Origin of the sequence: Coleofasciculus sp. E2-BRE-01 (genome assembly GCF_040221695.1) — a bacterium.
Lineage (GTDB): Bacteria > Cyanobacteriota > Cyanobacteriia > Cyanobacteriales > Coleofasciculaceae > Coleofasciculus.
Genome location: NZ_JAVKEA010000148.1, coordinates 53,677 through 66,749, shown reverse-complemented (window position 1 = coordinate 66,749; position 13,073 = coordinate 53,677). Strand labels below are relative to the sequence as shown.

Here is a 13,073-nt window from a genome sequence, read left to right as displayed (position 1 = left end):
AAACACGCCGGATTCAAATGTCACACTAGAACTGTCTAACCCAGTTAACGGCGATTCATTTAACGGCGTTTCTTCCGTCAGCGCTTCATCAGTGGCTTCACTTTCCGCCACGTCATCCAGTGAGGTAACAAAGGGAATCTCTTCTAAGGTTTCCTCCCCCTCAATCGACGTGACGAAGGCAATCTCCTCCAAATCATTATCTGGAATATCGCCAAATCCTTCCTCAATCTCCGGAATATCAATATCAGCAATTTGGTCAGCCGAGATATCGATATCCACAGGATCTATCGGATTATCTGTGCCATCCAATAAACCACTGGGCGTTAAAATCGGTTCTAAAATAAAAGCTTGCGGTAACTCCTGACCCTTCCTTTTCGGCGCAAATCCTTGACCAGCAGGACGTTTCTTTGATAAAAAATTAAACCAAGGCATAGATGACCCTTTTGTGGAATAGTGCAGGTAAAATTACAGATTCAGCCAAGTGGCAAAATCTATCAGATATTATGAGTCGCTAAGGGGTTAAACCCATTCAAATTAGCAGGCAAGTTCGACTTTAGCCAAGCCCACAATCATGACGATGAATTAAGGAAACACTGAATAAGCACGCTGAAACCCAAACGCTGCTGCCAGTCAATGTAAACGAGTAATCCAGCAAATTCTGTTACTGAATAGAGCAGGAATTGCCAGCAGCAAACTCGGACAGAAAACGTATTAAGTTGAAGGGAAAATCAACTGAACGGAAATCTAGCTTGTTCACTATCCTACCCCAAAATAATAAACTTTGCCTTGAGTTTTTGATTAAGTTTTCATAAAGCGGGGAACTTTTCCCTGATTATCAGCAATAGGTCGTAAATGTTACAGTTTTAAACTTAACCCCCCTTAACCAAGCTGTCATGGATTAATTTGACTTTTCACGGGAAGTCTACAAACTATTGTAGAGACGCGCTTTTGAAGCGTCTGGGCGGGTTTAGTTACATCTGGGTGCAACCGAAAAGATAGTCGTGAAACCCGCCCCTACACAATTCACACATCAGCCTATCCTCCGTAAAATTACGGAGACGGTAAACTCCCCATGTCAGCTTATGTCGTAGAACCCCGTAAGTCTCTGCTTAAAGATTTGATAAAGGTATTAAAAAATGGTTGATTTTCCTTAACATTTCCGTTTACCCTGCAAATAGGCATCTACTACAAACATCATGCAGGTTGGAAAAGAACTCACAGCCAAAGAACAACCCGACTGGATCTGTCCAGACATCAGTCCCCACTGGCAACTCAGCCAACAGGCGTCATCCAAACAGTATACTCTGCGATCGCGCCACGATAATCGTCAGTTTCCCTTATCTCCAGCCGAGGTTTACGCCCTCAGCCATTTCACCGGAAATTTCACGGTTACTCAACTTCAACAGCAATGTCAGAAACAATATAGTTCAGCAATTTCCCCGAATTTTGTCCTGGATTTATTGCAAAAGCTGATTACACTTGGCATTCTCACATCAGATGAATCCATTCCACCTAACCCAGATGTTGCAGCAGACAGAGAGCAAAACATAAACAATGGCAGAAAAATTCCCAATCCCAACCATTCCCAGCCACCGATAGACAATAAGATATTAGACACCGATAACACAGAACACCAGCCAAATTCTCCACCTCCCAATTCCGCCAAACTTCAACTCAAATCCTGCGTTCAATGGATTCCCCACTCCGATGGTTATTGGATATTACGCAATCCCGAAGATGTCACCTTTCTCCAAGTTGATTCTCACAGTAAAGCCGCCATCGAGCAACTCGGAAAACATCCCCCCGCCGATATCGCCAAACACAATAACCTCACCCTTGAACAACTCCGCTACCTCCTACAACTCCTCACCGCCACCGGGATGTTAGTCGGAACAAAACCCGCCAAACCTCCCAAACGTAAATTCACCCCACTCCAACTCCTCTTCTTCAAAGTTCCCCTATTTAATCCCGACAATTGGTTAACTCGACATATCACTAAACTGCACTGGATTTGGACTCGTTCAACCTGTCTCATCCTGTGCTTTTTTTTAGCCATTTCTCTATCCATTGGTTTATCCCAACGTCCCGAAATTCTCCTCACCGGACAACAATTAGTGGCAAATCAGGGCATTTCTCTCCTATTCCCCTTTGCCCTACTCGCCATGTTAGTCGTCACTCTACACGAACTCGGACACGCCTTTACCCTGAAACATTACAACGGCATTGTCCCCGAATTCGGGCTACTGTTCATGTTTCTAATGCCAGCCGCTTATACCAATACCACCGATTCCTATTGCCTCTCTCGATTTAAACGAATCTTAGTCGTCGGCGCAGGTATTATTTGTCAACTAATTATTGCTGCAATCGCCTTTTGGTTATGGCAATCCTCAGCAATTTGGTTAGCTACCGCCAGTTATCTGTTGATGGTAGCCGCACTCTTTACCATCGCCCTCAACCTCAATCCCCTGGCAAAATTTGACGGCTACTATCTCGCCGTCGCCCTCACCGGAATCAACAACCTCCGCACTCGTTCCTTCCAATTTTACGGAAACCTACTACGCCGAAAACCCAGCCCAGAACCCCGCCACAATCGCCTAATCCTCGCCACTTACGCCCCCTTCAGTTTCCTCTATATTCTCTTCGTCTTCGGTAGCCTCTTCACCCTAATCACCAATTGGACATTAACCAACATCCCCTTCTGGACAATTACCCTACTCACAATTTGGGCAATTTACTACTACTTCCCCCAAAAACCAGCCGAGGTGCAGAAAAACAAAAAAAACAACAAACACAAACCAACAAATCCATCTAAACCCCTCTGCGAACCTCTGCGCTTCCCTCTGCGAACCTCTGCGTTTCAAAAAAATCCCCAACCCCTAACCCCCATGAACCCCTCCCAACCCTTACAACTCGCCCCCCCAACCAGTAAACCCCACCTCCCCCTAAAGCGAATCGCCATCCTCCTCACCATCGCCACCAGCGTAAGCCTAATCAGCCTCATCCCCACCTCCTTTGAAGTTGGGGGTTCAGTCGAACTCGAAACCCGCGAAGGTGCAAGAGCCATTGTTCGCACACCCATGGCGGGAGTAATTACAAAAATCTACGTTAAACCCGGAGAAACCGTCCAACCGGGACAAATTTTGGCACAATTATCCAGTCTAGAATTAGACCGAGAAATTGCCACCCTCGAACAACAACTCGTCCAAGCCCATCAAGTCTTAGACACCGCCCAGAAACAACGCATCCGCGCCGAAGCCCAACTCGTAGAAGTCCAAGCGATAGCTGAAGCAATGATGACAAAAACCCGTCGAGAAAGCCTACGCGCCAAAGCCCTCACCCAGGGTAAACTCACCCCCGAAATTCAAGTCTTAAACACCCAACGCCAACGCCTCCAAGAACGCATCCCCGAACTCCAGGAAAAATTACAACGCTATCACCAACTCTACGAACAAGGCGCGATTTCCCGCAACCGCCGCGATGAAGTCGAAAGTGAACTCCACAACATTGAAAGTAATCTAGTCGCCAAAACCCAAGAAATCGCCGCCGCCAAACAAAACCAAACCGATACCGCCCGTGACTTACAAACCGAAACCGCCTCCCAACTCGCCGCCATTGACGCCTCTGAAATGATTGCCACGGCACAATCCCAGATGATAACTCAACAACAAGCGATCGCGACGCTAAAAAACCGTCTATCTGAACTAAAAACCCATAAACAAAATCTTACCCTACGGTCTCCCATCGCCGGGGTTATCCTCACCAATGATTTAGACTTGCGGCAAAATCAAGAACTCAAACCCACCGAAGACTTCCTCCTAGAAATCGCTGAACTCAGCAACCTCACCGCCACAGTAGACATCAAGGAAGAAGACTTAGAATATGTGGAAAATCATAAACCCGTTACCTTCCGTCCCCGCCAAGCTAAACTAAGACCTTACACCGCCACCGTACAACGAATTCTACCTCAAATTCAGCATGAACCCTCCCAACCCCAACCCATCGCCCAAGTCGAAATTGTTGTGGATAATAGTGATGGTAAACTCTATCCAGGAGCCACAGGATATGCCAAAATCTACTCAGAACGGATTCCTCTGTACCAACGTTTAGGGCGAGAACTGATGCGGTTAGTTCCCTTAGAGCGATTCCTGTGGCGAGAAACATAGAAAGCGAAATCCAAGGAATAAGTCACTTATAAAGCCAGACAATGATTATCAGCAATGCCACGTTTTAATCGATGAGTTAACGGGTAGAAAGGTAGCAGAGTCGCTTAATCTTAACGTTTCCGGTTCGGTGGGGATTTTGATTAAAGCGAAGCAATTAGGAGAGATTGAAGCCGTTAAGCCGTTTTTAGATGCGATGCTCAAGCAGGGAATATATTTTAGTCAGAGGTTTATTGATGCCGTACTACAGTTAATGGGAGAAGCCTAAAAATGGGAGTAGGTTGGGTTTCCTGCGTCAACCCAACCGAATTAAGTAAGGATTTACACCTGATATTTTGATTAAATAATACACTTCCCCGTTAATATTGGTGGGTTACAGCGGATACTTCATTGAATGGTTATCGCTTCGGTTTAAATTCTGCCTAACCCACCCTACGTTTTTTCAATGTAGTGGTGTGCTACACCTAAGTAAGATGAATTTGAATTACATCCAGAAATTGTAGGGGCGCACTGACGTGCGCCCATCAAATGGACATATCTAATCCACAATTGTCGTTGTGTCGCACCAGTCAGTTGGCTTGACGACGGAAACCCCACAAAATTAAGGATTATTCTCTGAACTATTGATTCAATAATACACCTCCCCGTTAATAGTGGTGGGTTACGGCTGATTGTTCATTGAATGGTTATCGCTTCGGTTTAAAACCCGCCTAACCCACCCTACGTTTTTGAAATCCAAGCACCATTGTAGAGACGTTGAATGCAATGTCTCTACTCTTTTTTTTTGAGACAAAGGGGTTTTTATTTTAACTAATTTGTTATAACATTATTACAAGCAACCAATGCACCCAACCAAACACAAGGAGAAGAACCCAATGAAACCTTTATTCCCTCAATTCGACAAATCTCTGACCGCTGAAACCACTGCCCAGCAAGCGTTAGCGGAATTTGGCGTTACCCAACTCCTCGATCGGATCAAGCACTACCGCGACATTGACTTCGATGCGTCGCAAATGCACCTAACCGATGCAGAAGTGAATGCGATCGCGAACCTATTTATCCAGGAGTTGACTCGAAGCATCGACGGTAAACTCATCGCTGGCGCCTTAAACGCCCTGCGTCATGGTGAAGAGATGGAGGAGATAGGAGAGCAGGGGAAGCCGGGGAAGCAGGGGGAGCTGGGGGAGCTGGGGAAGCAGGGGGAGCAGGGGGAGCTGGGGGAGAACTTTTATAACCGCCATTTGCCATTACCTACCCCCCGTTACACAGAAGGCGATCGCGTTCAGTGGAAAACAAATAAAACAGACTGGGGCGTAATTTTGGGACGCTTTTATGACTACAACCACCATCACAATCAGTGGATGGTTTGTTACATCATCCAACTCGCCCCGGATTCTCCCAGTGCTGCTTGGGTAACCACAGATACGGCGTCTGAAGCGGATTTAGAAAAAATGCCGGATACCGTTGAACAAACCGAAGATAATGGCAACTCCTACAGTTATCCCACCCATTCTCCTGGCGCGATCGCATCCCCATCTGTGCATAGCTCAACTGGACGCTATAATCCCCGTCGGCGACACAATCTTCGCCCGATAAACCAGCGGGAAAAATACATTATTGACCTCTATAGTTACTGTCAATTAGGGATGACGCCAAGGCAGTTTTATAGCAAATGGGATGTCACCTATGAACAACTGTCTCATATCTGTTCCCGTTCCCTGGGGACAGTGCAGTGTTGGTTCAAACGAGGTAAAGGATACTACACCCCTCAACCTGTAGATTTACGCCATCTGGCAATCCTGGACTTTTTGTTAGAGCATTTTGAAGAGTTACCCCAATCCCTGATCAAGTTGTTGTGTTCCTCTTAATCAGCTATTTGGCATTTAAACCTTAATGTCAAGAATGGTAAAATCCTTGTAGTGCGAGCATCTTGCTCGCTACAGTTGAATCTTGACTGCTATCAGGAAAAATGCATCATTGCTTCCCCTGCTCCCCCTGCTCCCCCTGCTTCCCCTGCTCCCTACCTCCCCACAAGACTGATTCAGCAGACCCTACTTATTAGCGACTCAACGAGGGAAGAAAACTAACTAACTCCGGAAACGCGATAATCAACACAACAATTAGCGCCTGAAGCAAAATAAATGGAATTGCCCCCCAATAAATCTCTGTTGTCTTCACCTCCGGTGGAGCAACACCCCGTAAGTAAAAGAGGGCAAAGCCAAAGGGCGGTGTGAGAAAAGACGTTTGTAAATTAGCCCCCAAAATCACCCCATACCAGACAAGATTTACATCGAGAGATTCCGCCACAGGAGCAAATAAAGGAACGATAATAAAGGCGATTTCAAAAAAGTCAATAAAAAAGCCTAAAATAAACACTGTTACCATACTCACTGCCAGAAATCCAATTTGACCTCCGGGTAAATTGGCGAGAATATCAAACATAAACTGATCGCCCTCTAAACCGCGAAAGACTAAACTAAACGCCGTAGAACCCAGTAATATAAAAATCACCATGCTGGTAATTCGTAGCGTAGCGTCACAGGCTTGGCGTAACGATAGCCACGTTAACTTACGATTAGCCGCAGCGAGTACCATCGCGCCCACACAACCCACCGCTCCGGCTTCTGTTGGTGTAGCAAAGCCAAAAAAGATACTGCCTAAGACTAAAAGAATTAATAATAACGGTGGGAACATGGCAAACAGAACTCGGCGTCCTAAAGCTTTCCCGCCAATGTTGCGAACCTCAGCCGGTAAAGCCGGTGCAACACTAGGTTTTAACCATGCCACAATCAGTACATGGACAGCAAATGCCGCTGTCATTAATAACCCAGGAATTAGGGAACCAATAAATAAGTCCCCAACCGAAATTCCTAACTGATCTGCTAATACAACTAAAACCACACTCGGAGGAATAATCTGTCCTAATGTCCCCGATGCAGCAATTACCCCCGTGGCCAACCGTTTATCATAACCGTAGCGCAGCATAATCGGTAAGGAAATCAGTCCCATCGCCACTACGGTTGCAGCAACAACCCCAGTAGTTGCGGCTAATAGCGCCCCGACTAATACTACGGCTAAGGCAAGTCCCCCCCGCAATCGCCCGAACAGAATCCCCATAGTTTCTAACAGGCGTTCAGCGATGCCAGATTTTTCCAGCATGGAACCCAAGAAGATAAAATAAGGGATTGCTAATAGGGTATAATTTCCCATAATGCCAAAAATGCGCTGGGGCATGGCAGTCAGGAAGATCGGGTCAAAGACACCCAAACTCACACCAATAATCGCAAACGCGATCGCAACCCCTCCCAGAGAGAATGCCACAGGATAGCCTAGCGACAGAAATACCAACGCCCCGACAAACATCAGAGGACCTAACCAGTCATACTCCAGCATCATGATGTTCCTCCTGGGGTGTAAGATAGCCCGTGAAAATTGCCCAGTTTTTAATCGCTTGGGAAATCCCTTGCAGAATCAGGAGGACAAAGCTGACAATAATCATAGATTTAATCGGATAGCGGGGTAATCCCCCCGGATCAGGAGACATTTCCCGAATTGCCCAGGAATTGAGAATGGTTCCCCAGGAGAAATAAATCACCATTAAACAAAAGGGAATCAAGAATAACAGCGTCCCGATTAAATCAGCCAAGGACCTCCATTTCGGCGCCCAGCTTTTATGGAACACATCCACCCGCACATGTTCATCATGGCGCAGGGCGTAGGCTGCACCCAAGAGGAATACCAGGTCAAATAAATACCATTGACCTTCGATAAAGGCATTGGAACTGAGGTTTTGACCGACAAAATAGCCAATATAGCGTCCGGCAACATTCCATGTCCCGATCGCGATCATCAGTAATACTAGCCAGTAGGTTAGGCGACCAACCCATTCGTTGAAGGCATCGATGAGTCGAGAAATCTGTAATAATTGCTGCAAGGCTTACGGCTTCTCCTGAAACACCAGATGTGTATTTTACCCCCACTGTTGCCAGGAATGTAGCAAATTTTCGCCTTTCTTCAGACGGGGGACACCTCGACTTACTTCGGCTTCGCTCAGTAACACGCTCGGTGTGTCAGATGGGGAAGATTGTGTAGGGGCGGGTTTCACTACTATCTTTTGAAATGGTGCGTTACGCTTACGCTAACGCACCCTACACCCGCCCCGACTTGACAAATGACAAATGACAAATCAATGCTCGGCGTAATTCGGAAAGTTGGTAAAATTAGACGCTGGTTGCCCCTAAACGAAAAGTGGTGGGTCAAATTTGACCTACTGCGGACATTAGTGCGCCGGGATTTGGAGGCACGGTATAAGGGTTCGGTATTGGGGAACTTGTGGCCCCTCCTCAATCAACTGTCTCAGTTGCTGATTTATACCTACGTGTTTTCCATTGTTCTGAAGGTGAAGCTAAGTCTGAAGGGATTACCTGCGGATAACAATATTGCCTTTGGCTTATGGTTGTTTGCCGGGTTATTGCCGTGGATTGCCTTTACTGGGGGGTTAACCCAATCGGCGGGTTCAGTCGTCGGACAACCCAATTTGGTAAAAAAGGTGGTGTTTCCCTTGGCACTATTACCACTGGTTCCCGTATTATCGACATTTATTGAAAGTGCCTTAGGGTTAGCCGCGTTGATTGTGTTAGTTGCCATATCTTCAGGAACATTACATGCCACATTAGCGTTATTGCCTTTAGTGTGGTTAACCCAGTTGTTGTTAACCGCCGGATTAGGATATTTAGCAGCCGGATTAACCGTATTTTTGCGAGATATTCCCCAAACATTAGGGGTGATTTTAAATCTTTGGTTTTATATGACGCCGATTGTCTATCCCGCTTCGGTGATTCCCGAACGTTTACGGGATTGGGTGTTTTGGTTGAATCCTCTGGCGGTGATTGCTCAGGTTTATCGGGATTTGGTATTAGTGGGTTCAGTAGAACATGGGTTGGAATGGGTAGTCGCGTTTGGCGTTTCTGGGGTTGTGTTTTGGATAGGACTGTGGTGTTATCAGAAATTACGTCCCGCGTTTGCAGATGTATTATAGAATTAGATTCGTAGTAGGGGCTTTAGCCCCAATAAAAGCGCGATCGCGCTTTTATTGGTAATCGGTGAGGTATTACTAACAATAGTCAAAGATAACCCATCTCCCGCATCATTTCCACCTCAGCGTCCAATTCCGGCACATCATAATGCACAGGAATCTGACGACTTGCCAGCAGCTTTTGAAAGTGCAAACGGGGCAAAGAAGCCAATCGCCGTATCAGCCGGAGTGGTAACGCTATCATTTTGGGCGACAGGCGCATCATTCACCCCAGTAATGGTTACGGTGACAGTGGCGGTATTGGTTCCCTGGTTGCCATCAGTAATCGTGTAGTTGAAGGTATCTGTGCTGGTTTCCCCTGCACCTAAGTCTTGAAAAGCTGTATTCGGATTGTAGGTGATGGTGCCATCAGCGTTGACGGTGACATTTCCTTGAGTATTGGTGGTATCGACGCCAGAAACTATTACGGTATCGTTTTCGATATCGCTGTCGTTATCGAGAACGGCAATAGTCGTGGCTGTATCTTCATCGGTGGTGGTGGTATCGTTGTTGGCGATGGGGATATCATTGATGCCGTTAACCGTTACAGAAACTATTGCGGTAGCGGTATGATTATTGCCATCATCCAGGGTATAGGTAAATTGGTCAGTGGCACTTTCACCCACACCGAGGGATTGAAATGCGGTGGCGGGAGTGTAGGTAACGGTGCCATCTGAATTAATTTGGACGATGCCTTGAGTATTGGTAGTATCGACAGCGCTAATTGTCAGAGTGTCATTGGTGTCTAAATCACTGTCATTTGCCAATAGATTGAGGGAAATAGGGGTATCTTCATCAGTGGTGAAGGTATCGTTATTCGCGACAGGGGGAAAGTTGGTGGTGTTGAGGCGTAAGTTCGTCGCCGCACTAAACCCTCCAGCCCCATTTCCCAAAAGCACCGAGACGTTGTGCGAGTCGATGTTAGACACCGCTAAATCTAGGTTACCATCGGCGTTCAAATCCGCTACAGCGACATCGAAAGGTTGAGTTCCTACGTTCAATGAAGGGGCGACGCCAAAGTTTCCTGTACCATCGCCTAAGAGAATAGAAACATTGTTGGCAAGACGGACGGTTAACAACAGCTAAATCCAGATGTCCATCGCCGTTATAGTCTCCGATACCAACAGCATTTGAACCATCCCCGGTGGAGAATTTTTTGTCATCTGCAAAATTGAGTGTGGTCATTTTAAAGGATTTTCTTATTTATATAGAAAATATAATAAATCCTTGGGGGTTGGCTGGGATTAGAACACACAATATTTATTTTCTATGGAATCCATTGTCAGGATTGGCGGAATTTTCGCGGTTGTCGGGGGTAGAGGGTAGGGTATGTAGGGGATGTAGGGGCTGTAGGGGATGTAGGGGCTGTAGGGGCAAGTCGCTGCATTAATGTTGGGTGTGAGAATTAACCTATATCGACTCGCCCTTTTCTCAATTCGGTGTCACATCGATAACTGACGGAGGGCGACCCGATACCATTAAAGGTTGGGTGGTGTTAATTGAATGCGGCGGGTCGCCCCTACCAGGGTTTCAATGTATCTGATTCCTGATTTTTCCCTATATTTTATACCGGGCGACCCGATAAAATAAGGGTTAGGTGGTGTTAATTGAATCCGGCTATTGCCCCTACCATTGTTTTTATGGATGCGATGTCCGATTATTCCCCATACCTGACGGAGGGCGACCCGATAAAATTAAAGGTTGGGTGGTGTTAATTGAATGCGACGGGTCGCCCCTACCGGGGACAAATGGCGAACAATTAAACAATTTCTCAACTGGCACAACAATAGACGAATCGTCGATACGATTTTCCGAGTATTTGGGTCATACAATTCCTGTGCAACTCCAAAAACTGTCCCGTTGCCCATAAGTTATCAGAAAAGTAATTCCTATCCTTGAGTAAATTGAATTAACTAACCTTTGATGAAGAAAGGGACTATGGAATCACCGTTTAACAACCAAATCCACAGTAATGCTTGGGTATTTCAAGCCTGGGCTTCTTTTATTATTTCTGTCTCAGCTATGAGTATCGGGATTTTATATCTACCTGTCGATAGCTGGACAAAAGGCTTTATGGGAATGGGGTTAGTCTTCTCCGTTGGCTCAACCATTAGTCTTTCCAAAACCACCCGCGATATTCACGAATCGAAACGGATTATCTCCAGAGTAGATGAAGCGAGAATCGAAAAACTGCTCAACGAAAATCATCCCCTTCAATAATGCAGAGGTGCAGGGGAGATGTGGTTGTAGAGACGTTCCGGTGGAACGTCTGGGAGATGGGGGACAGAAGAATTTTCAAAGGTGGAACCATGACCAATCAACAATAAACCATGAACAATCAACAATGAACAAATAACCAATGACAAAAAAACCTCAACGGCAATGAACCATCGAGGTTTGTTGTACCAGAGACTGTAACGAAAAGTCTATTGTTTTGGGCGTGTTTTTGACTTATACTGTTTAAGGGCTTTCTTGCGCCGCATTTTGGTCGCCACGACAGCCGACTCAATCGGAAATCCAGCCACGGGAATAACCTGAAACTGTCGCTCGTCTTCTAGCTGCTTGAGTTCGGTGTAGTCTACCCAGTGGATGCAATTGACTGGACAGGTGTCAATTGCTTCTTGGATTAAGTCTTCTGGGTCACCATCTTGGCGAAAGGCACGCGCTCGTCCATGATCTGGCTCGATGTAAAATGTATTGTGAGCTGTATGGGCACAATGCTTACAGCCAATACAGGTAATTTCATCGACATAAACACCTTTCTGCCGCAGCTCACCACCAAGTTCGGGTTCTAAACCGGAACGCTCTGGTGCATCTCGGAAGACGCCGCCGAGTTCGGGTTCTAACCCTGAACGCTCTGGTGTCGGGGAGAAATCAGACATTACGCACTCCAGCGTTGGACAACTAAACGGATAGAACCGTCTTGATTATTTTCTTGTTGGGCAACTTGAAACCCTTGCTTGGCAGTTTCGTTCATTACCGTATGAAATGCATACCGTTGGGTGATTCGGTTGAGGAAACCCTCGACAGATAAAGGCTGTTGCCAGTATTGGAGGTCAGCAACTAGCTCGTATTCTTTGCCATTCCAGGCAAAACCCACATCGTAGTTGTTTTCTTGTTCGATAACCACTTCGGCAGTTCGGGTTTGACCACGATACCCACGCACTTGACTCGGACCGGCTTTCCAATCGACGCCAAGGTCTGTTAACGCCGATTGTAAAGAGGTCAGGTTGCGGATTTGAGTTTTTATGTTGCTGAAATGTGACATTTTGGTTAAAGAAAGCTAATTGAACAAAAAAACTTACCAAGCGCTGTAGGTCGCTTGCGCCGTTGCTGTTGCCGACTGCTGAGTCGGTTGGGCAAAGTATTCAGATGTTTGCTCCATTGAGACGACTTGCCCTAACTGAGCTTCAATGGCAGCAGTCACCTCAGCACAAGAGGCGCCAACGATACCCGTGACTTTCTCTTGCACTCGACCATCTGGATAAATGACAAATTCTAAGGTTTCCATCAGTTTGTTAACGGTTGGGTCAGTCCTCCAGTTCTGGGCTGTAGCACCAATTAAGCGACAGCCTCTGAGCCTGCATAACCAGCTATCTCGCTAGTTGAGCAATCTCTCGTTATTATTCGCATCCTAGCGAATTGAACCTTAACAGAAATTAATACTTGATTAGTATCATACACTAATCTTTTGTTAAGTTTCGCGTATCTTGCCCTCCCAGTCAAGCGGCAGAATCGTCCAAATTGTGTTCTTAACAAAAAGATACATAGAGATGAGGCACAGGGAAGATGGGGGAACTGGGGAAGCAGAGGAAGCTGGGGAAGCAGAGGGAGCAGAG

13 protein-coding genes are annotated in these 13,073 nt (G+C 46.3%); 5 read left to right on the top strand and 8 right to left on the bottom strand.

Going from position 1 to position 13,073, the window contains the following annotated elements:
* Positions 1–432: hypothetical protein (locus RIG66_RS18545; protein WP_446380233.1), on the bottom strand; the 432-nt coding region annotated here is incomplete at its 3' end.
* Positions 433–1,196: 764 nt separating this feature from the next.
* Here RIG66_RS18545 and RIG66_RS18540 point away from each other — a divergent pair.
* The 3 genes from RIG66_RS18540 to RIG66_RS18530 all read left to right on the top strand — a co-directional run bounded on the left by RIG66_RS18540 (position 1,197) and on the right by RIG66_RS18530 (position 6,028).
* On the top strand, positions 1,197–4,163 hold the full coding sequence (locus RIG66_RS18540; protein WP_446380232.1) for an efflux RND transporter periplasmic adaptor subunit: 2,967 nt from the start codon (positions 1,197–1,199) through the stop codon (positions 4,161–4,163).
* A gap of 127 nt (positions 4,164–4,290) precedes the next feature.
* Complete coding sequence (locus RIG66_RS18535; protein WP_446380231.1) at positions 4,291–4,428, top strand: DUF3368 domain-containing protein; 138 nt, start codon at positions 4,291–4,293, stop codon at positions 4,426–4,428.
* Positions 4,429–5,035: 607 nt separating this feature from the next.
* Entirely contained in the window at positions 5,036–6,028 is a 993-nt protein-coding gene (locus RIG66_RS18530; protein WP_446380230.1) for a hypothetical protein, read from the top strand.
* 190 nt (positions 6,029–6,218) lie between these two features.
* Here RIG66_RS18530 and RIG66_RS18525 read toward each other — a convergent pair whose 3' ends face one another.
* Entirely contained in the window at positions 6,219–7,556 is a 1,338-nt protein-coding gene (locus RIG66_RS18525) for a TRAP transporter large permease (protein WP_446380229.1), read from the bottom strand.
* Positions 7,540–8,094, bottom strand: coding sequence for a TRAP transporter small permease subunit (locus RIG66_RS18520; protein ID WP_446380228.1), 555 nt, complete (start codon positions 8,092–8,094; stop codon positions 7,540–7,542). Before RIG66_RS18520 ends, RIG66_RS18525 begins: the two co-directional genes overlap by 17 nt.
* Positions 8,095–8,349: 255 nt before the next feature.
* Between RIG66_RS18520 and RIG66_RS18515 the strand changes: the two genes are divergently transcribed.
* Positions 8,350–9,198, top strand: a complete 849-nt coding sequence (locus tag RIG66_RS18515; RefSeq protein ID WP_446380237.1) for an ABC transporter permease — start codon at positions 8,350–8,352, stop codon at positions 9,196–9,198.
* Positions 9,199–9,283: 85 nt separating this feature from the next.
* Here RIG66_RS18515 and RIG66_RS18510 read toward each other — a convergent pair whose 3' ends face one another.
* Together RIG66_RS18510 and RIG66_RS18505 are read right to left on the bottom strand one after the other, a co-directional pair.
* Positions 9,284–9,388: a hypothetical protein gene (locus RIG66_RS18510; RefSeq protein ID WP_446380227.1), complete on the bottom strand. Its 105-nt coding sequence runs from the start codon at positions 9,386–9,388 to the stop codon at positions 9,284–9,286.
* Positions 9,339–10,313 carry an Ig-like domain-containing protein gene (locus tag RIG66_RS18505; protein WP_446380226.1) on the bottom strand — a complete coding sequence of 325 codons (975 nt, stop codon included), beginning with the start codon at positions 10,311–10,313 and terminating at the stop codon, positions 9,339–9,341. The genes RIG66_RS18510 and RIG66_RS18505 overlap by 50 nt, the downstream gene beginning before the upstream one ends.
* A gap of 859 nt (positions 10,314–11,172) precedes the next feature.
* Between RIG66_RS18505 and RIG66_RS18500 the strand changes: the two genes are divergently transcribed.
* Complete coding sequence (locus RIG66_RS18500) at positions 11,173–11,454, top strand: YiaA/YiaB family inner membrane protein (RefSeq protein WP_006102895.1); 282 nt, start codon at positions 11,173–11,175, stop codon at positions 11,452–11,454.
* A gap of 206 nt (positions 11,455–11,660) precedes the next feature.
* Here RIG66_RS18500 and RIG66_RS18495 read toward each other — a convergent pair whose 3' ends face one another.
* Genes RIG66_RS18495 through RIG66_RS18485 form a run of 3 tightly spaced genes read right to left on the bottom strand, consistent with a single transcriptional unit; the run spans position 11,661 to position 12,745 of the window.
* Positions 11,661–12,116 carry a ferredoxin gene (locus RIG66_RS18495; protein ID WP_446348306.1) on the bottom strand — a complete coding sequence of 152 codons (456 nt, stop codon included), beginning with the start codon at positions 12,114–12,116 and terminating at the stop codon, positions 11,661–11,663.
* On the bottom strand, positions 12,116–12,502 hold the full coding sequence (locus tag RIG66_RS18490) for a DUF1257 domain-containing protein (protein WP_446380225.1): 387 nt from the start codon (positions 12,500–12,502) through the stop codon (positions 12,116–12,118). Before RIG66_RS18490 ends, RIG66_RS18495 begins: the two co-directional genes overlap by 1 nt.
* Before the next feature lie 33 nt (positions 12,503–12,535).
* Entirely contained in the window at positions 12,536–12,745 is a 210-nt protein-coding gene (locus RIG66_RS18485) for a DUF2997 domain-containing protein (RefSeq protein ID WP_446380224.1), read from the bottom strand.
* Between the last annotated feature and the right edge of the window lie 328 nt (positions 12,746–13,073).

Coding starts and splice junctions, on each gene's coding strand:
- RIG66_RS18500 (WP_006102895.1), top strand. CDS start 11,173: ATGGAATCACCGTTTAACAACCAAATCCACAGTAATGCTTGGGTATTT.
- RIG66_RS18485 (WP_446380224.1), bottom strand. CDS start 12,745: ATGGAAACCTTAGAATTTGTCATTTATCCAGATGGTCGAGTGCAAGAG.
- RIG66_RS18515 (WP_446380237.1), top strand. CDS start 8,350: ATGCTCGGCGTAATTCGGAAAGTTGGTAAAATTAGACGCTGGTTGCCC.
- RIG66_RS18540 (WP_446380232.1), top strand. CDS start 1,197: ATGCAGGTTGGAAAAGAACTCACAGCCAAAGAACAACCCGACTGGATC.
- RIG66_RS18495 (WP_446348306.1), bottom strand. CDS start 12,116: ATGTCTGATTTCTCCCCGACACCAGAGCGTTCAGGGTTAGAACCCGAA.
- RIG66_RS18490 (WP_446380225.1), bottom strand. CDS start 12,502: ATGTCACATTTCAGCAACATAAAAACTCAAATCCGCAACCTGACCTCT.
- RIG66_RS18525 (WP_446380229.1), bottom strand. CDS start 7,556: ATGATGCTGGAGTATGACTGGTTAGGTCCTCTGATGTTTGTCGGGGCG.
- RIG66_RS18530 (WP_446380230.1), top strand. CDS start 5,036: ATGAAACCTTTATTCCCTCAATTCGACAAATCTCTGACCGCTGAAACC.